Source organism: Arthrobacter sp. Y3221160, from assembly GCF_059092585.1.
On sequence record NZ_JBNHHU010000001.1, the window covers coordinates 1,344,375 to 1,363,915 of the forward strand.

Consider the following 19,541-nt stretch of genomic DNA (forward strand, 5'->3'; position numbering starts at 1 on the left):
TCCCCTCGGTTCAGCGGGTGGGCACGCTGCGGACAATGGCGGCCGAGTGTGCGGGCAGCATCAGCCGGCCGACTGCTGCGGCCTCCGCGGACCCGGTCCCGCCGGCTGTGCCGGCGATGTCCCCGGCTGCGAGCGCAACGCCGTCCCCGGACGCAGACCCTGTTGTGCCGCCGTTGTCCCCGGCGGCGAGCGTGGCGCCGTCGTCGGTGGCCAGGACCAGTGTGCCCGGCCCGACAGGCAGCCGCCTCGGCTCGGTGGAGAAGTTGCAGCAGACCGCGAAGGAGCCGCGCCGCAGGATCAGCCAGCCCTCCTCCGCATGGGACTCCACCGACGCGGACGCGAAGTCCGGTTCCGTCAGCTCCGGATGCTGCTTCCGGAGGGCGATCAGCCGGGTGTAGAGCTCGAGGAGCCGGGCATGGTCGCCCGTGCCGGGCTCGGCCCAGTCAAGTTTCGAGTTGTGGAACGTCGCCGGGTCCTGCGGATCGGGCACTACCGCGGGATCCCAGCCCATCCGCTCGAACTCCTTGAGCCTGCCGGCGGAGGTCGCCTCGCCGAGCTCCGGTTCGGGATGGGAGGTGAAGAATTGCCACGGGGTGGACGCCGCAAACTCCTCGCCCATGAACACCATCGGCGTAAACGGAGACATCAGGTTCAGCACGGCGGCCAGTGCCAGCTGCCCGTAGCCGAGGGTGCCGGTGAGCCGGTCTCCGGCGGCACGGTTGCCGATCTGGTCGTGGTTCTGGGTGCAGACCACCAGTTGCCGGGCGGTCACCCGGTCCTTGTCGATCGGCCGGCCGTGGTGCCGTTCCCGGAACGAGGAATAGCCGCCGTCGTGGAAGAAGCCGTCCCGCAGCACCTTTTCCAGCGCCCCCAGTCCGGCAAAGTCGGCGTAGTAGCCGCTGGTTTCGCCGGTGAGGTTCACGTGCACGGCGTGGTGGAAGTCATCGCTCCACTGGCCGGCCAGGCCATAACCGTTCACCTGCCGGGACTCGATCAGCCGCGGATTGTTGAGGTCCGACTCGGCGATCAGGAACAACGGCTTATCCAGCTCGGCGGCACACTCGTCCGTCGCCGCCGCGATCTCCTCGAGGATGTGCACGGCGCGCTCGTCCCGCAGTGCGTGCACCGCATCCAGTCGCAGGCCGTCCACGTGGTAGTCGCGGAACCACATCAGCACGTTGTCGATGATGAAGCGGCGGACCTCGTCCGATCCGGGTCCGTCCAGGTTCACGGACTCGCCCCAGGTGTTGGCGCTGCCGCTGCTCAGGTACGGCCCGAACCGCGGCAGGTAGTTTCCGCTGGGGCCTAGGTGGTTGTAGACCACGTCCTGGATGACGCCGATGCCCTTGGCGTGGGCGGCGTCCACGAACCGCTGGTAGGCGGCCGGCCCGCCGTAGCTCTCCTGCACCGCGTACCAGAGCACGCCGTCGTAGCCCCAGTTGTGGGTGCCGTTGAACGCGTTGACCGGCAGCAGTTCCACATAATCCACCCCGAGCCCGGCCAGGTAGTCGAGCTTGGCCGCGGCGGAATCCAGCGTCCCCTCGGAGGTGAACGTGCCGATGTGCAGTTCGTAGATCACCCCGCCCAGCCCCGGCGAAACCCAGTCTTGGTCCTGCCAGGAGTGGGCCCCGGCGTCGAAGGTCCGGGACATCCCGTGCACCCCGTCCGGCTGACGGCGCGAGCGCGGATCCGGCAGCACCGCGTCCCCGCCGTCCAGGAGATAGCCGTAGTCGCTTTCCCCCTCGGGCGCGGCGGCGGGGTCTGCCAGACGCCACCAGCCGGCGTCGTCCGGGCCCTGCATCGGCAGCCGTGCGGCGCCGGCCTGCAGTTCAACCCTTTCGGCACGCGGGGCCCACACGGCGAAGTCCCGGCTCATGACGTCTCCTCCTGTTCGCGCACCAGCAGCGCCACCGGCAATTCCGTCAGCAGGCCGGCCAACGGCAGGACGCCGTTGCCGGCATGGCTCCGCCCGCTCAGCACATCGCGGTATCGTCCGGCGGGCAGGACGACGGCGGTGTCCCGCCACCCGCCGTCGCGCTGCAGCCGCACCGGGAGCCTGGTGGCCAGCGTGATGGCGCCGCCGCGGTCGAAGCCGAAGGCGTGGCCGGCCGCCGCGCCCCGGAACGGGACGACCTCGTAGCCGGTGAACAGCTCGGGCCGGTCGCGGCGCAGCCGAAGTGCCCGGGCGACCACCAGCAGCTTGGCTGCCGCGCCGTCGTCCACCGACGGCGTCCCGTCCCGGTCCAGGTTGTCCAGCGCCCGGCGGCGGGCGGTGAAATCCACCGGCCGGCGGTTGTCCGGGTCCACCAGCGAATGGTCCCAGAACTCGGTGCCTTGGTAGACGTCGGGCACTCCGGGCATGGTCAGCTGGATGAGCTTGGCCGAGAGGGAGTTGCTCCAGCCGAAGGGCTTGATCCTCTCCGCCAGATTGACCAGCAGCCGGTTCACCTCCGGGTTGTCGAAGGCCGCGTCCACGGCGGCGTGGAGTTGTTTTTCGAAGTCATGGTCGGGGTCGATCCACGAGGTGCTGTTGCCCGCTTCCCGGGCGGCCTTCTCCGCGTAGGCGTGGGCCCGTGCCCGACTGAACGGCCATGCGCCCAGCGCCGCCTGCCAGAGCAGGTCCGCGAACGGCAGGTCCCCGAAGGGTGCCAGCCGGTCCAGCTCGGCCAGCCAATCCGGCCACTGGTCCGCCAGTTCCGCGAGCACCGAGATGCGGGCCCGGGTGTCCTCGCTGCGCTTCGTGTCGTGGGTGGACAGCGCGGTCATGGCGAGCGGCTGTTCCTGCTGCCGGCGGATCAACCGGGTGTGGAGCTCGAACGGCTCCACCGCGAAGATCGACGGGTCCGCCCCCACCTCGTTCAGGGAGGTCAGGCGGGTGTAGCGGTAGAACGCGGTGTCTTCCACTCCCTTGGCCATGACCATGCCGGAGGTCTGCTGGAACCGGACCGCGAGTTCGGTGAGCACTCCCTGCGGATTCAGCAGCGGCAGCAGGGTGGTGACGGCGTCGGCCAGGTCGGGACGGCGGACCTGGGCGGCGATTCCGGCTTCCTCGAGGTACTGCGCGCCGACCGGGAGGTAGCTCCGGTACACCGGGAAGCAGCTGAGCAGTTCGGCGATCGCATCGGCCGCCGTCTCGAAGTCCAGGCCGGTGCCGGCGGGAACCAGCCGGGCCAGGCGCAGCACCTCGGAGCGCAGGATACCGTCGGCGATGCCCCGCTTGGTGTCGTGGATCATGTGCTGGTAGGGCTGGACGGGGGCGGCGTCGGTGAGGCGTTCCCGCCCGTCGGGATCGACCAGCAGCCGGTCCACGTCCGCCAGCGCGTCGTACCCGGTGGTGCCCGCGCAGGCCCAGTCGGCCGGCAGCTCCTCCCCCGGCTCCAGGATCTTCTCGACCAGGACGTAGGCGCCGCCGGTCAGCTCGTGCAGCCGCTGCAGATAGCCCTTCGGATCTGCCAGCCCGTCGGGATGGTCCACGCGCAGCCCGTCGACCAGGCCCTCGTCGAACCAGCGCTTGATCTCGGCGTGGGATTCGTCGAAGACCCACGGCACCTCCACCCGGACCCCGGCCAGGGAGTTGACGCCGAAGAACCGGCGGTAATTGAGTTCAGCATCGGCCCGCCGCCAGTTCACCAGCTGGTAGTGCTGGCGCTCATGGACTTCGCGGGCGGTAGCGCCGTCGTCGCCGGTCCCCTCGGCGAGGGGGAAGCGGTGGTCGTAGAAGCGCAGCTCGCCGTCGGCCAGCTCCAACGCCTCGAGTTCCGCGTCGCCGTCGCCCAGCACGGGCAGCCGGAGCTTGCCGCCGCCGGCATTCCAGTCGATGTCGAACGCTTCCGCATAGCGGGAGCCGCGGCCCTCCGACAGCAGCGACCACCACCAGCGGTTGTTGGCCGGCGTGGCGACTCCCATGTGGTTCGGCACGATGTCCACCAGGACGCCCATCCCGTACTTCCGGGCGGCGGCGGAGAGCGACCGCAGCCCGTCGATTCCGCCCCGGGCGGGATCCACCGCGCTGAAGTCGACAACGTCGTAGCCGTGGTCGGACCCCGGCTCCGCGGTCAGCAGGGGCGACAGGTACACCCAGTCGACGCCGAGCCGGTGCAGGTAGGGCAGCAGTTCGGCGGCGTCATAAAGCGTGAACGATTCCCTGATCTGCAGGCGGTAGGTCGACGCCGGGGCCCTCATCCTTTCGCCTGCCCCGTCTCGCTCCCGGCGCCCCGCTGCCCGGGTTCCCCGGCCTGCTCGGACCCGGCCGTCCGCTCCGCCTCGGCCATCGCGGCAACGGAGGCGGCGACCGAGTGGTCGGGCTCTTCCTCCGGCGCCGTGTGGGCCTTGAGGACCACCGTGGACTTGGCGGCGACCGGCACCTTCGTTCCGGCCGTCAGCGGGCCGGGCAGTTGGTCGCCGCCGGCCGTGTCGATGATGATGTCCCAGGCCGCCGAGTACTCCCGCGGCGGCAGCACAAACGGCACGTCGTCGTCGGCGGCGTTGAAGTACACCAGGAAGTGCTCGTCCGTAATCCGCTGCCCGCGGTCGTCGCGCCCGCGGATGCCCTGGCCGTTGAGGAAGACGCCGATGCAGCGGCCGAGGGCCTCGTCCCAGTCCTCGGGCTCCATCGGTGTTCCCTCCGTGGTCAGCCAGACGACGTCGCTCAACGGTTCGCCCTGGCCCCGGCGGACCGGCTTCCCGTCGAAGAACGTGCGCCGCCGGAAGGTCGGGTGTTCGGCCCTTAATCGGTTGACGGTGGCCACGAACTCGAGCAGCGGCTGGTCCACGTTGTTCCAGTCCACCCAGGACAATTCCGAGTCATGGCAGTACACGTTGTTGTTGCCCTGCTGCGTGCGTCCCAACTCATCCCCGTGCGCGATCATCGGCACGCCTTGGCTCAGCAGCAGGGTGGCCAGGAAGTTCCGCTGCTGGCGGGCGCGCAGGGTGAGGACCGCCGGGTCGTCGGAGGGCCCCTCTACCCCGCAGTTCCACGAACGGTTGTGCGATTCGCCGTCGTTATTGTCTTCGCCGTTGGCCTCATTGTGTTTCTCGTTGTAGGACACCAGGTCCCGCAGCGTGAATCCGTCGTGGGCGGTGACGAAATTGATGGAGGCAACCGGGCGCCGCCCAGTGGCCTCGTACAGGTCCGAAGAGCCGGTGATGCGGGAGGCGAATTCGCCCAGCGTGGAGGGCTCGCCCCGCCAGAAATCGCGGACCGTGTCCCGGTACAGGCCGTTCCACTCGGTCCACAGCGGCGGGAAGTTGCCCACCTGGTAGCCGCCCGGGCCGATGTCCCACGGTTCGGCGATGAGTTTGGTTTGGGACACGATCGGATCCTGCTGCACCATTTCGAAGAAGGTCGACAGCCGGTCCACGTCGTAGAACTCGCGGGCCAGGGTGGAGGCCAGGTCGAAGCGGAAGCCGTCCACGTGCATTTCCGATGCCCAATAGCGCAGCGAGTCCATCAGCAGCTGCAGCGAATGGGGGTGGCGCACGTTCAGGGAATTTCCCGTGCCGGTGTAGTCCATGTAGTACTGCTGCTGGTCCTCGACCAGCCGGTAGTAGGCCGCGTTGTCGAGTCCGCGGAAGGACAGCGTCGGGCCCAGGTGGTTGCCCTCGGCCGTGTGGTTGTACACGACGTCGAGGATCACCTCGATGCCGGCCAGATGCAGTTCCCGGACCATTGCCTTGAACTCCTGCACCTGCTGCCCGGTGTCGCCGGAGGAACAATACGTGTTCTGCGGCGCGAAAAAGCCGATGGTGTTGTAGCCCCAGTAGTTGGACAGCCCCTTCTCCTGGAGCGTGCTGTCGTTGACGAACTGGTGCACCGGCATCAGCTCGATCGCGGTGACGCCCAGCTTCTGCAAGTGCCCGATGACCGCCGGATGCGCGATGCCCGCGTAGGTACCGCGCTGTTCTTCCGGGATTTCCGGGTGCAGCTGGGTCAGGCCCTTCACGTGGGCCTCGTAGATCACCGAGCGGTGATAGGGGGTGCGGGGCTTGCGGTCGCCGTCCCAATCAAAGAACGGATTCACGACGACGCCGAGCATCATGTGCCCGGCAGAGTCCTCGTCGTTGCGGGAGTCCTCGTCCCCGAAGTTGTAGCCGAACAGTGGCTGGGCCCAGTCGATCTGGCCGCTGACGGCCTTCGCGTAGGGGTCCAGCAGCAGCTTGTTCACGTTGCAGCGCTGCCCCTGGCCCGGGTCGTACGGCCCGTCCACCCGGAAGCCGTACTTCTGTCCCGGCTGGACTTGCGGAAGGTAGCAGTGCCAGACGTAGCCGTCGACGTCCTTGAGCTCGATCCGCGTCTCGGCCCCGTCGTCGTCGAACAGGCACAGGAAAACGGCCTCCGCTGCCTCGCTGAACACGGCGAAATTGGTGCCGTTGCCGTCATACGTGGCCCCCAGCGGATAGGCGTCTCCCGGCCAAACTTCCATGTGCAAACTCCTGATGATCGGTTGTGGTCCCTGTTCCCTTCATACCCCATGGTCCTGACAATGGATATCCCCGGTTGTCCGCCCGACATGCCACCCGAGGCGGCGCGGCAGGCGGTTCCGGCCCGCTGCCCCGGCGCTCGTTGCGTTAAACACACGGGCGGCGGCACCCCCCGGCGGCCGGCCCGGCCCCGGCCACCCCGCCGGGCCTTATCACGGTCTCTGCCGCTGTTGGCATCACGGTTTCCGCCACTGTCGGCGGCACGAATGCGGGCGTATCGTTGAGCTACCATCAGGTTCCCGTGAGGCAGGGCTGGCCATGACTGGCAGCGGTTCCGGTTCCACAGGCGCTGTCTCCCGGCGCCACTTCACGACGGCGACCGCCCTCACCGTGCTCGGCGCGGCAGGCCTGTTGGGCGGCAGCCTCTCCCGCGCGGCAACGACCCCCGGCGGTCCGCTGGAGGTCAGCCTTGCGGCGGCGGTCATTAACCGGGTCTACCGCATTACCGCCCGTGAACGGGCGCGGGTCACGGACGCGCCCAAGCACGAGTTCCGGGGCTTCTGGCTCTCCACCGTGCTGAACATCGATTGGCCGTCCCGCCCCGGCCTGTCGGCGGCCGTTCAGCAGGCCGAACTGCGCAGCTGGCTGGACCTTGCCCGCAGCCGAAACCTCAACGCCGTGCTGCTGCAGGTCCGACCCGCAGCAGACGTCTTTTGGCCGTCGACGGCGGGAGAGCCGTGGTCCCGCTACCTGACCGGCACCCAGGGACGGAATCCCGGGTACGATCCGCTGGCCTACGCGATCGGCCAGGCGCATGCCCGCAACCTGCATTTGCATGCCTGGTTCAACCCGTTCCGTGTGTCCATGACGGCGGACCCGGCGGACCTGATTTCCTGGCATCCGGCGCGGAAAAACCCGGGCTGGAGCTTCGCCTACGGCGGCCGGCGCTATTACAACCCCGGCATCCCCGCCGTCCGCAGCTTCATCATCAAGGTGATCACCGAAGTCGTTGCCAAGTACGACGTGGACGGCGTCCACCTCGACGACTACTTCTATCCCTACCCGGTCGCCGGGCAAACCATCCCGGACTCCGCTGCCTACAATGCCTACCGGCTGGCCGGCGAGAGCGTGGCGAATTTCCGGCGGCGCAGCGTCAATGCTTTCGTCCGCGACCTCAGCGCCGCGATCTTCGCGGCCAAACCCCGGATGCTGTTCGGCATCAGCCCCTTCGGCATCTGGCGCAACCGATCGACCGACAGCCTGGGCTCCGCCACCTCCGGCCTGCAGAGCTACGACGCCACGTACGCCGACTCCCGGCTCTGGGTCAAACAAGGCTGGCTGGACTACGTGGTCCCGCAGCTGTACTGGCACCAGGGGAACCCGGCTGCCGATTACAACACCCTGGTCAACTGGTGGGCGGCCCAGGTGGGCGGCACGGTCTGCAAGCTCTACATCGGCGAGGCGGCCTACAAGGTGGGCGACCCCGCCCAGGGGGCCGACTGGCAGGACCCACGCGAGCTCTACAACCACACGGCGAAATGCCGGGCCACGCCGGCGGTGCGCGGCCAGGTTTACTTCTCCGCCAAGTCCGTCCGGGCCAATCGGCTGGGCGGCATCGGCCTCGTCCATGACAAGTTCTACCGGCGCGTGGCGATGACCCCGGTGATGTCCCACCTGGGCGCCCAGCGACCCTACGCGCCGCTGATCGTCAGCGCCCGGTGGAACGGAACCGGCGTCGAACTCGTCTGGCGGGGGGCGACGAGCGGGACGTTGCCGAGGCATTATGCCATCTACCGCTGGGAGTCCGACGGCGCCGCGGCGGCGTTCATTCCCTCGCAGGCGGGAGCCCTCCGGCGCGTGCACCGCCGCCGCGGCAATCCCGAAAGGTTCGTGGACACGGGCGCCGTCCGGGGACGCACGTACTGGTACGTTGTGGTCGGCATGAGCGACCTCATGGTCGAATCCGCGGCCGCATCCGCCATCTTCATCCGAGCCTGACGCCGGGACGAAGCCATGACGCCTGCCTCCCCATCAGACGGCGACCAGGGTCTCGTCCTGCTGGAGACTCTCGCCCGCCGGTTTGCGGATGACCCGCTGGTCGAACGCGGCACCATGTTCCGCAGTGACGGGCTGAGGGTGGCCGGAAAGATCTTCGCGTTCCTCGGCCACGGCGGCCGGCTGATCGTGAAGGTTCCGCGGCAGCGCGCGGAAGAGTTTGTTGCTTCCGGGGCGGCGGAACCGGTCACGATGGGACGCCGGACGATGAAGGAATGGGTGGCCTTCCCGGCGATGGCCGACGACGCGTCGGCGGCCGGCGACGCGTCGGCTGCCGGGCAACAGTGGCTCAGCGTCCTTGACGAGGCGTATGCGTACGTCAAAAGCCTGGGCGGCAGCTGAAGACGGGCGCCGTTACCCTGCCCCCTGCCCTGCGGGCTGGAACAGTTCCACCAGATTTCCTGCCGGGTCGGCGAGCAGTATCTGACGTCCGCCGGGACCGGCAACCACTTCGCTGCGGAACGACAGTCCCGCCCCGCGCAGCCGGTCGATCTCCGCGTCCAGGTCTTGCACGACCAGGTGGATGCGGTTGCGCCCGGCGACCGCGTAATCCGTTGGGGTCGCGCGCGCCCCCGAGCTTGCCGGCCCGGAGAGCAACAGCCGCAGCGGCCCCCGCGTCACGTCGGCGAAGGCGGGCGAGCGCATGTTGACGGTGAAGCCGAAATGACCGGTGTAGAAGTCCACGGCCGCCCCGACGTCGTCCACGAGGTAGCGGACGCTGGCGTACTGCTCCGATGCTGGCACGGCTCTTCCCCCTCAATGTGCGGCTAGCGGCGGGCGCCGGCTGTCAGGATACATCGCACGCTTTGCCCGGAACAGGGCCGGGCACCGGTCCGCCCGACGGCGATCGCGACGGCGGAGTGAGCCGGCACAGCACAGCGATCCGGAACAGCGCAGCGGGCCGGAACGACAGCCCCGGCCTTCCGCCGATGCGCAAGGTTGGGGAACAATGGGCGGACGCCCCCCCGCCCTGCCCAATAGCCAGGAGTCATCGTGGCACAGCTGCTGTATTCCGCAATCATGTCGCTGGACGGCTACATTGCCGACCGGGACGGCAACTTCGACTGGAGCGTTCCCGACGAGGAGGTGCATTCCTTCGTCAACGACCTGGAAGGACGGGTGGGCACCTATCTCTTCGGCCGGCGCATGTACGAGGTGATGGCCGTCTGGGAAACCGTGCCCGACGGCCCGGAGGTTTCCCCGGTCGAGCGGGCCTTCGCGGAGTCGTGGCTGCGGAAGGACAAGGTGGTCTATTCCCGGACCCTGCAGACGGTTTCAAGCGCCCGAACCCGGATCGAGCGGGAATTCGAGCCGGAGGCGGTGCGGCGCCTGAAGGCCTCGGCAGCGGCGGACCTGAGCATCAGCGGGCCCGACCTGGCCAGCCACGCCTTCGCGGCGGGACTGGTCGATGAATGCCTGTTTTTCGTCTCTCCGGTCGTGGTGGGCGGCGGGAAGCGCTTTCTGGCGGAGGACCTGAGGTTCGGGCTCGAGCTGCTGGACGAGCGCCGCTTCGGCAACGGCGTCGTGTACCTGCACTATCGGGTGGAACGTTAGCCCGGGCCCGACGCGCGCCCGGGCTGCCGGCCGCTACTTCTCGGCGACCGCCATGGCTGTTGCCAGATCGCCGTCGTGGCTCATGGACAGGTGCCAGAACTTCACACCCCTGGCCGCGGACGCCGCGGCGACAGTGCCGGTGAATTCCGGGTATGGGTCTCCCCCCGCGTCGACGCAGATGGTGCAGTCCTGCCAGTTCATGCCGGCCGGAGCCCCCAGTGCCTTGGCGATCGCTTCCTTGGCGGCGAAACGGGCGGCCAGGGACCGGGTGTTGAGCTCGCGTTCCGCGGGCGTAAACAGTCGCTCCAGCAAGGCCGGGGTGCGCTGCAGCTGCCGGCGGAACCGGGAAACTTCCACCACGTCCACGCCGATGCCCACGATCATTCTTCGGCTCCCGCCCGAACCGACCACGGCGAGCGGGCGCACCGCGGAGCCAGGACCGGCTCCCCGGTGGAAATCAGGGTGCACCGCACGGGCGGCACGGACAGCAGCCGGACACGACGCCGGAGCGCCGCGTGCCGGGCGCGGACGGGACGTCTGGGAACGGAGCAGGCCCCGATCCTGTTGTACGGAGACCGGGGCGCCGCGAAGAGTAACCGGGTGGACATGCCTGCCAACTGCCTGCTACTCGACGGTGACGCTCTTGGCCAGGTTGCGCGGCTGGTCCACGTCGTAGCCCTTGGCCGTCGCCAGTGCCAAGGCGAAGATCTGCAGCGGGACCGTGGTGAGCAGCGGAGCCAGCAGCGTCGGCGTCTCGGGAACGTAGAAGACGAACTCGGCGAAGTCCTTGACGGAGACGTCGCCTTCCTCGGCGATGACAATGGTCTTGGCGCCGCGGGCGCGGATTTCCTGGATGTTCGAGACGACCTTGGCGTGCAGCGAGTTGCGGCCGCGCGGCGAAGGTACCACCACGAAGACCGGCTGGCCTTCCTCGATCAGGGCGATCGGCCCGTGCTTGAGCTCGCCTGCGGCGAAGCCTTCGGCGTGGATGTAGGCCAGCTCCTTAAGCTTCAGCGCGCCCTCCATGGCGACGGGGAAGCCGACGTGCCGGCCCAGGAACAGCACCGACTTGCTCTCGGCCATGAGCACGGCTAGGTCCTTGATGTCCTTGGCGTTGTCCAGCACGCTCTGGATCTTCGCCGGGATCTTGCCCAGGTCGGCCAGGATGTCCTTGATCTCGCCCTGGAACTTGTTCCCGCGCAGCTGCGCCAGGTAGAGGCCCAGCAGGTAGGCGGCGGTGATCTGCGCCAGGAAGGCCTTGGTCGAGGCGACGGCGATCTCGGGTCCGGCGTGGGTGTACAGCACGGCGTCGGCCTCGCGCGGGATGGTCGAACCGTTGGTGTTGCAGATGGCGAGGACCTTGGCCCCCTGCTCCTTGGCGTACCGGACGGCCATCAGGGTATCCATGGTCTCGCCGGACTGGGAGATGGCCACGATCAGGGTGTTGGCGTCCACGATCGGGTCACGGTACCGGAACTCGTGCGAGAGTTCGACCTCTACCGGTATGCGGCACCAGTGCTCTATCGCGTACTTCGCCACCTGGCCGGCGTAGGCCGAGGTGCCGCAGGCCAGCACGATGATCTTGTTGGCGGTCTTGAGCAGCTCCGGGTCGATCCGCAGCTCGTCCAGGGTCAGCCTGCCGTGCAGGTCCGAGCGGCCCAGCAGGGTCTGGCCGACCGCCTCGGGCTGGTCGTTGATTTCCTTCTCCATAAAGGACGGGTAGCCACCCTTCTCCGCGGCGGCCGCATCCCAGTTCACCTCGAATTCGGTGCCCTGGGCGGCGTTGCCGAAGAAGTCGGTGATCTCGAAGGAGTCGGGGGTAATGGTCACGATCTGGTCCTGCTCCAGCTCCACGGCGCGGCGGGTGAAGTCGATGAAGCCGGAGACGTCGGAGCCCAGGAAGTTCTCGCCCTCGCCCAGTCCGACGACGAGCGGCGAGTTACGGCGTGCGGCCACGACGACGTCGGGCTGGTCCTGGTGGATGGCCAGCAGGGTGAAGGCGCCCTCCAGCCGCTGGCAGGCGAGCTGCATGGCCTTGGCCAGGGTCGCGGTGGCGGGATCCTCCGCAACCAGAGACCGGTAGAGGTCTCCGAGCAGCACCGCTGCCACCTCGGTGTCCGTTTCCGAACGGAACGTGTGGCCCTTGGCCAGCATGGAGGCACGGATCTCGGCGAAGTTCTCGATGATGCCATTGTGGATCACGGCGAGCTTGTCGCCGTCGGCCAGGTGCGGGTGCGCGTTTTCGTCGGTGGGGCCGCCGTGCGTGGCCCAGCGGGTGTGGCCGATACCGGTCAGCGACTCGGGCAGCGGGGCGGACTCGAGCTCGTCCAGCAGATTACTCAGCTTGCCCGACTTCTTCCGCGCCTCGATCCCGGAGCTGGAGATGACTGCCACTCCCGCGGAATCGTAACCGCGGTATTCCAGGCGGCGAAGGCCCTCGAGAACGACGTCCAGGGCGCTGTGATCAGCAGCGCTGACTCCGGCCCCGCCGTCGCGGCGGCCAACATAACCTACGATTCCACACATGGGATTAAGGGTACCTGCCCGCGGGACCGTCACCGACAGAGGGTTCCGCACGCCATCCCGGCGGCCGCTGCGAAGGCGGGACGGGGCAATCCGCCGCGCCGCAGCGGGGCGCCTTTTGGGATTTGAATCCCGCAGCAGGCACAATTCATAGGTGACTGATGCGACACCGAAGACGACGGCGTCCAACGGTGAGAGTAACTTCACACCATTCGTGGAGCTGGACCGGCAGACCTGGTCCCGGTTGTCCAACGAGATTGAACAGCCCCTGGACCAGGACGATATCGAGCGGCTCCGGGGCCTGGGCGATGCCCTGAACCTGGACGAGGTCCGCGAGGTCTACCTGCCGCTCTCCCGGCTGCTCAACCTGTATGTGGGCGCGGCCGGCGAGCTGCACAAGGCCACCACCACCTTCCTGGGCGAAACCAGCCGCCGCACACCGTTCGTGATCGGCGTGGCCGGATCGGTCGCCGTTGGGAAATCCACCACGGCCCGCGTGCTGCGCGAGATGCTGCGGCGCTGGCCGGACACCCCGAACGTGGAGCTGGTCACCACCGACGGTTTCCTCTACCCCAACGCCGAACTGGCGCGGCGCGGGCTGATGGAACGCAAGGGCTTCCCCGAGTCCTACGACCAGCGGGCGCTGCTGCGGTTCGTGTCCGAGGTGAAGTCCGGGGCAGAGGAAGTGCATGCGCCCTGGTATTCGCACCTGACCTACGACATCGTGCCGGACAAGGAAGTGGTGGTCCACCGTCCGGATGTGTTGATCGTGGAGGGCCTGAACGTCCTGGCTCCGGCGCGCCCGCGGGCGGACGGACGCACCGGGCTGGCGCTCAGCGATTTCTTCGACTTCTCCATTTATGTGGATGCCAAGACGTCCTATATTGAGCAGTGGTACGTCAACCGTTTCCACAAACTGCGGCGGACGTCCTTTACGGATCCGGAATCCTATTTCCACCGCTACGCCTCGCTCACGGACGAGGAGGCCACCGAGACGGCCCTGGGCATCTGGCGGCGGATCAACGAACCGAACCTGAGGGAGAACGTGCTGCCGACACGCGGGCGGGCACAGCTGGTGCTCACCAAGGACGCGGACCACTCGATCCGCAGAATGCTGCTGCGGAAAACCTGACATGGCCGTTCTGAGGGCGCCGGTGCTCGCAGCCGGCCTGGCCGCCGCGCTGGCCCTGCTCACCGGTTGCGCGCCGGCGGGGGAAACCGCTCCGCCTCCCGCCGCGTCCGCCGGCACGGCGACGGCCGCACCGACTGCACCGGCACCGACCCCGGCCGAGGAAACCACGTCCCTTCCGGTCCCCGAACAGAGCCCGAAGGCTCCGAAGAAAGACGGCGACGCCACCGGCGGCGGCCGGAAGGACGGCGGAAGCAAGGGCGGGGCCGCGGGCGGCGGCAAGAAGGACGGGGCGGGCGGCGGCGTAAACAACGACGGCGCCGCGGCCGCCGGGGAGGACCACACAGATCCGGCGAGCATCGCCGTCGTCGTCAACAAGGCCCGTCCGCTCGATCCCTTGGACTACCACCCCGGAGACCTGCGCCAGCCGGCGGTGGCCCTGGGCACGGGCGGGGAATCGGCGCTGCTGCGGGACGCCGTGGCGACCGCCACCGAGGACATGTTCAACGCGGCCGCCGCCGACGGCGCGTTCATGATCATGATCAGCGGGTTCCGGTCCTACGCGACGCAGGCCAGCACCTACAACCACTGGGTCCGGCAACACGGCAGCGAGGCCGCCGCGGACATGATTTCGGCGCGACCCGGTTATTCGGAGCACCAGACCGGGCTGTCCCTGGACATCGGCGACGCCACCGGGGTCTGCAACCTGCAGCAGTGTTTCGCCGACACGGCAGCGGGCAACTGGGCGGCACACAACGCCGCCCGCTTCGGATTCATCATCCGCTACCGGCCCGGCGCCGAGGCCATGACCGGTTATTCGCCGGAACCCTGGCACCTGCGCTACGTGGGAAAGAAAGTGGCCGCGGACATGGCCAAACGGGGCATCGAGACGCTCGAGGAGTACTTCGGGTTACCCGGAGCCGCCCGCTATTCGTGAGCGGGCGCAGCCACCCATCCTGCGGCGGCCTCATCCCGGGGCGGCCTCCGTCCCTGCCCCCGCGCCCCCAGGTCCCTGCCCCGAGGCGCTACATTGGCCACATGATAAACGGATTCAAAGAGTTCATCATGAAGGGCAACGTCATTGACCTTGCCGTGGCCGTGATCATCGGCGGGGCCTTCGGGAGCGTGGTCAATGCCTTGGTCAACAGCGTGCTGATGCCGTTCATCGCCGGGTTGGTCGGCTCGCCGAATTTCGACAGTTTCCTGCTCTGGAACTTCAACGGGAACGACGTCGCGTTCGGCGTCCTGCTGACCGCCATCGTGAACTTCCTGCTCATCGCCTCGGCGATCTACTTCGTCATCGTGGCACCGATGAACCATATGATCGAGCGGCGCAACCGCCGCCTGGGGATCAACAAGGAGGAAGAGGCCGTCGACCCTCAGGTCGCGCTGCTCACCGAGATTCGGGACGCACTGCAGGCACGCAATCAGGCGTAAGGGCGATGTCCGGAAGCGGGCCGCTACCGCCGCTGCGGGCCGTTGGGGCAGCGCCTCCGGGAGGGCCTGACGTTTCCGCCGGCCCGGCGTACGCTATGAGCATCACCATCGGGAGCCTGCTGGAGGGAACTCCCGACGCCATCACGCAAGAATCAGGTGACCTCCATGCGACCCCACCTCCCCCTTTCCCTGGCGGCTCGATGTGCCGCCGCCCTGCTGACCGCCGTCGCCCTGATGCTGACGGGGCTGCCGGCTTCCGCCGGCCACGTTGTCTCCGGCACCCACGGCTCGTCACCGGAGTGTACGGACCGAATCATCGACCTGCCGGACGCGACGTCCGCGGAGGGCATCGCCGCCGGCCGTGGCAGCACCTTCTACGCCGGCGACCTGCTGGCGGGCGACATCTTCCGTGGCGACGTACGGCGGGGCACCGCCGAGAAGTTCATCGACGCACCGGACGGCCGGTTCGCCGTCGGCATGGCTGCCGACACGCGGCGGAACCTGCTCTTCGTGGCCGGCGGACCTACCGGCAAGGCCTATGTTTACAACACCCGGACCGCGGAACCTGTGGCCGAGTTCCAGTTGAACGACCCCGCCAGCTCCTTCATCAACGACGTAACCCTTGGTCGGGGCGGCGCCTGGTTTACGAACTCGCGCGAAGGCGAGCTGTACTTCGTGCCGATCGGTCACCGCGGGCAGCTGGGCAGCCCGCGGACATTGCAACTGAGCGGCCCTGCCGCGGAAACCCCCGCGGCGTTCAACCTGAACGGCATAGTGGCGGCCGACCACGGGCGGCAGCTGATTGTGGCCCACTCGGCCAACGCTGCGCTGTACACCGTGAACCCGGAAACCGGTGCCAGCGCCGAAATCTCCGGCGTCAGCGTCCCCAACGTCGACGGGTTGGTGCTGAAGGGCCGCTGGCTTTGGGCGGTCCAAAACATGGACAACCAGATCAGCGTGATCAGGCTGGACCGCCGGATTGACTCCGGGGAGGTCCGGTCCGTGATCACCAGTGACGCTTTCCAGACCCCGACCACCGCCGCGCTGTTCGGCCGCCGACTCGCCGTCGTGAACGCGAAGTTCGACACCGGGAACCCGCCGACGGCGGACAGCTACGAGGTGGTGCTGGTGAAGGCCCGGCGCTGATGGCTGCCCCGCACGCGGTCCTTGGGTCCCGGCAGGTCCGCCGGCCGCCGGACCGGCTTCCCGCCCGCCCAGTCTGCGGCGGCGCCCCTACTCGGCGGCGGCCGCCTCCAGCGACAGGTGCGCCTTCACGGTCCGGGCGAGCTCGTCGGCGGTTGCCTGGGCGGTTTCCATGTCAGCGGCTTCGACCATCACGCGCACGACCGGCTCGGTTCCGGAGGGGCGCAGCAGCACCCGTCCGGTCCCACCCAGCGCGGCGGACGCGGCAGCCACGGCCTGCTGGAGGGGCTGGTTGGTTTCGACCCCGGACTTGTCCACGTCCTTGACGTTGATCAGGACCTGGGGAAGCCGGACCATCCGCTGCGACAGCTCCGAGAGGGGCTTGCCGGACTTGGCCACCTGTGCGGCCAACTGCAGCCCGGTCAGGACGCCGTCGCCGGTGGTCGCGTACTCCGAGAAGATCACGTGCCCGGACTGTTCGCCACCCAGCGAGTAGCCGTGCGCGCGCATGCATTCCAGCACGTACCGGTCGCCCACGGCGGTTTCCTGGATGCGGATGCCGGCATCCTGCAGGGCCAGCTTCATGCCGAGGTTGCTCATGACCGTGGCAACCAGGACATCGTCCTTGAGCCGGCCGGCGTCGCGCAGGGCCAGCGCCAGGATAGTCATGATCTGGTCGCCGTCCACAACGTTGCCGCGCTCGTCCACAGCCAGGCAGCGGTCGGCGTCGCCGTCGTGGGCAATGCCCAGGTCAGCGCCGTGCTCGACGACGGCGGCCTGCAGCTTCTCCAGGTGAGTGGACCCCACGCCGTCGTTGATGTTCAGCCCGTCCGGCTCGGCACCCATCACCACAATGTCAGCACCGGCGGCGCGGAACACCTCCGGCGAGCAGCCGCTGGCCGCGCCGTGCGCGCAGTCGAGAACCACCTTCAGGCCCTCCAGGCGGGAAGGCAGGGTCTGCAGCAGGTGCAGGATGTAGCGGTCTTCGGCGTCTGCAAAACGCTGGATACGCCCGATCTCTGCGCCCGTGGGCCGGACGCGCGGCTGCGCCATCTCCTGCTCGATCGCGTCCTCGACCTCGTCCGGCAGCTTGTGCCCGCCGCGGGCGAAAAACTTGATGCCGTTATCCGGGGCCGGATTGTGCGAGGCGGAAATCATCACGCCAAAGTCGGCCGCCAGGTCCCCCACCAGGTAAGCGGCCGCAGGGGTGGGCAGCACCCCGGCGTCGTAGACATCGACGCCCGCACTGGCGAGGCCGGCCTCCACGGCGGCGCTGATGAACTCGCCGCTGGCGCGCGGGTCGCGGGCGATCACCGCCGTCGGGCGCTTGCCGTCTTCAACTTGCCGGTGGCCAAGGACCACTGCGGCCGCCTGCGCGACCTCGAGCGCCAGCTCTGCAGTGATCAATCCGTTGGCCAGTCCGCGGACTCCGTCGGTACCAAATAATCTAGACATCGCGACCTATTTTACGGCAGCGCACCAAGGAGCCGGTTCACCTCCCGCCGGCGGCCGCGTGCTGCGCCCTGTTTTGGCTTCTGACCCCGCCGCAAGCGGCCTTACACCCCGGCCCGCCCCCTCGCTATGGCCGCTTAAACACACGCGAGGCCCCGCAGCCATGCTGCGGGACCTCGCGTGGAAGCAAAAGCTTCGGAAGCGGTTTAGCGCTTCGAGTACTGCGGCGCCTTGCGGGCCTTCTTGAGGCCAGCCTTCTTGCGCTCGATGATGCGTGCGTCGCGGGTGAGGAAACCGGCCTTCTTCAGGGTCGGGCGGTTGTTCTCGCGGTCGATCTCGTTCAGCGCACGGGCAACGCCCAGGCGCAGCGCACCGGCCTGGCCGGAGGGGCCGCCGCCGTGGATGCGGGCGATGACGTCGTACGCGCCTTCCAGATCCAGGATCTTGAACGGATCGTTCACTTCCTGCTGGTGCAGCTTGTTCGGGAAGTAGTTCGCCAGCTCACGGCCGTTGATGGTCCAGTTGCCGGCACCCGGAACCAGACGTACGCGGGCGATAGCCTGCTTGCGGCGACCCACGGCGCCTCCGCCTACGGTGAGGGCGGGGCGTTCCTTCTTGGCGGTCTCGGTGACCTCGGATGATTCCGAGGTGTAGCTGGTGAGGGTTTCGCCCTCAGCAGCGGTGTTCAGCTCTTCAGCCACGATGCTCCTTGAATTAAGTTTCTAGTGGTGGCCGGCGCTACTGGGCGACCTGGGTGATTTCGAAGGTCTTCGGCTGCTGGGCAGCGTGCGGGTGCTCGGCACCCGTGTAGACCTTCAGCTTGGACAGCTGCTGGGCAGCCAGGGAGTTCTTCGGCAGCATGCCCCTGATGGCCTTCTCAACTGCACGAACCGGGTTCTTCTCCAGCAGTTCGGCGTAGTTGACGGAGGACAGGCCACCCGGGAACCCGGAGTGGCGGTAGGCACGCTTCTGTTCGAGCTTGGCGCCGGTCAGGGCGACCTTCTCAGCGTTGATGATGATGACGAAATCGCCCATGTCCATGTGAGGAGCAAAGGTCGGCTTGTGCTTTCCGCGCAGCAGTGTTGCGGTCTGGCTGGCAAGACGACCCAGGACGACGTCGGTGGCGTCAATGACGTGCCACTGGCGGTTGATATCGCCGGGCTTCGGAGTGTACGTACGCACGGTTTTTGCCTTCGTTTGGTGTTCTAAGGTAGCGGCGCATTCTTCACAGAACACACGCGCAAAGTTGGTGATGCGCTACCGGAACTTCAGGTGAGGACTGAAATGTAACCAGTGGCCCAGAAAGTCTCGGCTATTTCCGTGGACCAGGTTGGCCCTGCAACTGGGCCGCCACACGGACATAGCGTATCGAGGTTGGACACGCACAACGACTACCAAGGTTATCCTGCCGTGCCGGGTTAGGTCAAAAAGGCCACAACAGCACGACGACGCCGGTGCCTGCCGCCGCCCCTGGCCCCGCCCGTGAACGGGTTTAGCTGCCGGCACCGGTGGGGCCGCCGGCGAGCGGATCAGCTGCCGGGGCCGCCGGGGCCGCTGCTGCCGGGGAGGTTCAGGCCCAGCAGGGCCTTGATGCGTTCCTCGGCCTCCGGGCCGCTCTGGGCGGCAGCCATATTGGCCTCGCTGACCGCCTGGACCACCTCATCACGCTGGATCTTCACGCCGCGCGGGGCCTCGATGCCCAGGCGGACGCCGTCGCGGCGGGCGTCCAGCACGGTGATGACGATGTCGTCACCGATCAGGATCCGCTCTCCGGGTTTTCGCGTCAGCACCAGCACGCGTCAACTCTATCGCAGCTGAACTCGGCGCC

General features: G+C 68.1%; 17 protein-coding genes. 7 read left to right on the top strand and 10 right to left on the bottom strand.

Annotated elements, in window-relative coordinates:
* Window positions 1-10: 10 nt before the first annotated feature.
* Genes treZ through glgX form a run of 3 tightly spaced genes read right to left on the bottom strand, consistent with a single transcriptional unit; the run spans window position 11 to window position 6,422 of the window.
* A complete protein-coding gene (gene treZ, locus AC5RWG_RS06120) occupies window positions 11-1,876 on the bottom strand; it encodes a malto-oligosyltrehalose trehalohydrolase (protein ID WP_494166589.1) in 1,866 nt (621 codons plus the stop codon).
* Entirely contained in the window at window positions 1,873-4,182 is a 2,310-nt protein-coding gene (gene treY, locus AC5RWG_RS06125; protein WP_494166590.1) for a malto-oligosyltrehalose synthase, read from the bottom strand. The genes treZ and treY overlap by 4 nt, the downstream gene beginning before the upstream one ends.
* Window positions 4,179-6,422, bottom strand: a complete 2,244-nt coding sequence (gene glgX / locus AC5RWG_RS06130) for a glycogen debranching protein GlgX (RefSeq protein WP_494022532.1) — start codon at window positions 6,420-6,422, stop codon at window positions 4,179-4,181. The genes treY and glgX overlap by 4 nt, the downstream gene beginning before the upstream one ends.
* Window positions 6,423-6,738: 316 nt before the next feature.
* Here glgX and AC5RWG_RS06135 point away from each other — a divergent pair, with 316 nt between their 5' ends.
* Together AC5RWG_RS06135 and AC5RWG_RS06140 are read left to right on the top strand one after the other, a co-directional pair.
* Window positions 6,739-8,418: a glycoside hydrolase family 10-like protein gene (locus tag AC5RWG_RS06135; protein WP_494166591.1), complete on the top strand. Its 1,680-nt coding sequence runs from the start codon at window positions 6,739-6,741 to the stop codon at window positions 8,416-8,418.
* 15 nt (window positions 8,419-8,433) lie between these two features.
* Window positions 8,434-8,817, top strand: coding sequence for a hypothetical protein (locus tag AC5RWG_RS06140; protein WP_494166592.1), 384 nt, complete (start codon window positions 8,434-8,436; stop codon window positions 8,815-8,817).
* A gap of 12 nt (window positions 8,818-8,829) precedes the next feature.
* Here the strand turns inward: AC5RWG_RS06140 and AC5RWG_RS06145 are convergent, their stop codons facing one another.
* Complete coding sequence (locus AC5RWG_RS06145; protein ID WP_494166593.1) at window positions 8,830-9,219, bottom strand: VOC family protein; 390 nt, start codon at window positions 9,217-9,219, stop codon at window positions 8,830-8,832.
* A 249-nt stretch (window positions 9,220-9,468) separates the two neighbouring features.
* Here AC5RWG_RS06145 and AC5RWG_RS06150 point away from each other — a divergent pair, with 249 nt between their 5' ends.
* A complete protein-coding gene (locus AC5RWG_RS06150; RefSeq protein WP_494166594.1) occupies window positions 9,469-10,029 on the top strand; it encodes a dihydrofolate reductase family protein in 561 nt (186 codons plus the stop codon).
* Between the two features lie 33 nt (window positions 10,030-10,062).
* Here AC5RWG_RS06150 and AC5RWG_RS06155 read toward each other — a convergent pair whose 3' ends face one another.
* Both AC5RWG_RS06155 and glmS read right to left on the bottom strand, forming a co-directional pair.
* Window positions 10,063-10,413: a holo-ACP synthase gene (locus AC5RWG_RS06155; RefSeq protein WP_494000425.1), complete on the bottom strand. Its 351-nt coding sequence runs from the start codon at window positions 10,411-10,413 to the stop codon at window positions 10,063-10,065.
* A 240-nt stretch (window positions 10,414-10,653) separates the two neighbouring features.
* Window positions 10,654-12,555 (bottom strand): glutamine--fructose-6-phosphate transaminase (isomerizing), encoded by a 1,902-nt coding sequence (gene glmS, locus AC5RWG_RS06160; RefSeq protein ID WP_494000426.1) that lies wholly within the window; start codon window positions 12,553-12,555, stop codon window positions 10,654-10,656.
* 151 nt (window positions 12,556-12,706) lie between these two features.
* Here glmS and coaA point away from each other — a divergent pair, with 151 nt between their 5' ends.
* The 4 genes from coaA to AC5RWG_RS06180 all read left to right on the top strand — a co-directional run bounded on the left by coaA (window position 12,707) and on the right by AC5RWG_RS06180 (window position 16,264).
* Window positions 12,707-13,684, top strand: a complete 978-nt coding sequence (gene coaA, locus AC5RWG_RS06165) for a type I pantothenate kinase (RefSeq protein ID WP_494000427.1) — start codon at window positions 12,707-12,709, stop codon at window positions 13,682-13,684.
* 1 nt (window position 13,685) lies between these two features.
* Window positions 13,686-14,618, top strand: a complete 933-nt coding sequence (locus AC5RWG_RS06170; protein ID WP_494049556.1) for a M15 family metallopeptidase — start codon at window positions 13,686-13,688, stop codon at window positions 14,616-14,618.
* A gap of 101 nt (window positions 14,619-14,719) precedes the next feature.
* On the top strand, window positions 14,720-15,118 hold the full coding sequence (gene mscL, locus AC5RWG_RS06175; RefSeq protein ID WP_494022525.1) for a large conductance mechanosensitive channel protein MscL: 399 nt from the start codon (window positions 14,720-14,722) through the stop codon (window positions 15,116-15,118).
* A gap of 165 nt (window positions 15,119-15,283) precedes the next feature.
* Complete coding sequence (locus AC5RWG_RS06180) at window positions 15,284-16,264, top strand: SMP-30/gluconolactonase/LRE family protein (RefSeq protein ID WP_494166595.1); 981 nt, start codon at window positions 15,284-15,286, stop codon at window positions 16,262-16,264.
* A gap of 87 nt (window positions 16,265-16,351) precedes the next feature.
* On the opposite strand, the gene glmM is transcribed toward AC5RWG_RS06180, so the two are convergent.
* From glmM to csrA, 4 genes are all read right to left on the bottom strand, one after another.
* The gene (glmM, locus tag AC5RWG_RS06185; protein ID WP_494166596.1) at window positions 16,352-17,716 is read right to left on the bottom strand and encodes a phosphoglucosamine mutase; all 1,365 of its coding nucleotides are present in this window, start codon (window positions 17,714-17,716) and stop codon (window positions 16,352-16,354) included.
* 203 nt (window positions 17,717-17,919) lie between these two features.
* Window positions 17,920-18,414, bottom strand: a complete 495-nt coding sequence (gene rpsI / locus AC5RWG_RS06190) for a 30S ribosomal protein S9 (protein ID WP_493979144.1) — start codon at window positions 18,412-18,414, stop codon at window positions 17,920-17,922.
* A gap of 37 nt (window positions 18,415-18,451) precedes the next feature.
* A complete protein-coding gene (rplM, locus tag AC5RWG_RS06195; protein ID WP_493979145.1) occupies window positions 18,452-18,895 on the bottom strand; it encodes a 50S ribosomal protein L13 in 444 nt (147 codons plus the stop codon).
* A gap of 347 nt (window positions 18,896-19,242) precedes the next feature.
* Window positions 19,243-19,509: a carbon storage regulator CsrA gene (gene csrA / locus AC5RWG_RS06200; RefSeq protein ID WP_494012682.1), complete on the bottom strand. Its 267-nt coding sequence runs from the start codon at window positions 19,507-19,509 to the stop codon at window positions 19,243-19,245.
* Between the last annotated feature and the right edge of the window lie 32 nt (window positions 19,510-19,541).

What these genes read in the sequence shown, in the direction of transcription:
- treZ (WP_494166589.1), bottom strand. Translation starts at nt 1,876, where the DNA reads ATGAGCCGGGACTTCGCCGTGTGGGCCCCGCGTGCCGAAAGGGTTGAA.
- treY (WP_494166590.1), bottom strand. Translation starts at nt 4,182, where the DNA reads ATGAGGGCCCCGGCGTCGACCTACCGCCTGCAGATCAGGGAATCGTTC.
- glgX (WP_494022532.1), bottom strand. Translation starts at nt 6,422, where the DNA reads ATGGAAGTTTGGCCGGGAGACGCCTATCCGCTGGGGGCCACGTATGAC.
- AC5RWG_RS06135 (WP_494166591.1), top strand. Translation starts at nt 6,739, where the DNA reads ATGACTGGCAGCGGTTCCGGTTCCACAGGCGCTGTCTCCCGGCGCCAC.
- AC5RWG_RS06140 (WP_494166592.1), top strand. Translation starts at nt 8,434, where the DNA reads ATGACGCCTGCCTCCCCATCAGACGGCGACCAGGGTCTCGTCCTGCTG.
- AC5RWG_RS06155 (WP_494000425.1), bottom strand. Translation starts at nt 10,413, where the DNA reads ATGATCGTGGGCATCGGCGTGGACGTGGTGGAAGTTTCCCGGTTCCGC.
- glmS (WP_494000426.1), bottom strand. Translation starts at nt 12,555, where the DNA reads ATGTGTGGAATCGTAGGTTATGTTGGCCGCCGCGACGGCGGGGCCGGA.
- AC5RWG_RS06170 (WP_494049556.1), top strand. Translation starts at nt 13,686, where the DNA reads ATGGCCGTTCTGAGGGCGCCGGTGCTCGCAGCCGGCCTGGCCGCCGCG.
- mscL (WP_494022525.1), top strand. Translation starts at nt 14,720, where the DNA reads ATGATAAACGGATTCAAAGAGTTCATCATGAAGGGCAACGTCATTGAC.
- AC5RWG_RS06180 (WP_494166595.1), top strand. Translation starts at nt 15,284, where the DNA reads ATGCGACCCCACCTCCCCCTTTCCCTGGCGGCTCGATGTGCCGCCGCC.
- glmM (WP_494166596.1), bottom strand. Translation starts at nt 17,716, where the DNA reads ATGTCTAGATTATTTGGTACCGACGGAGTCCGCGGACTGGCCAACGGA.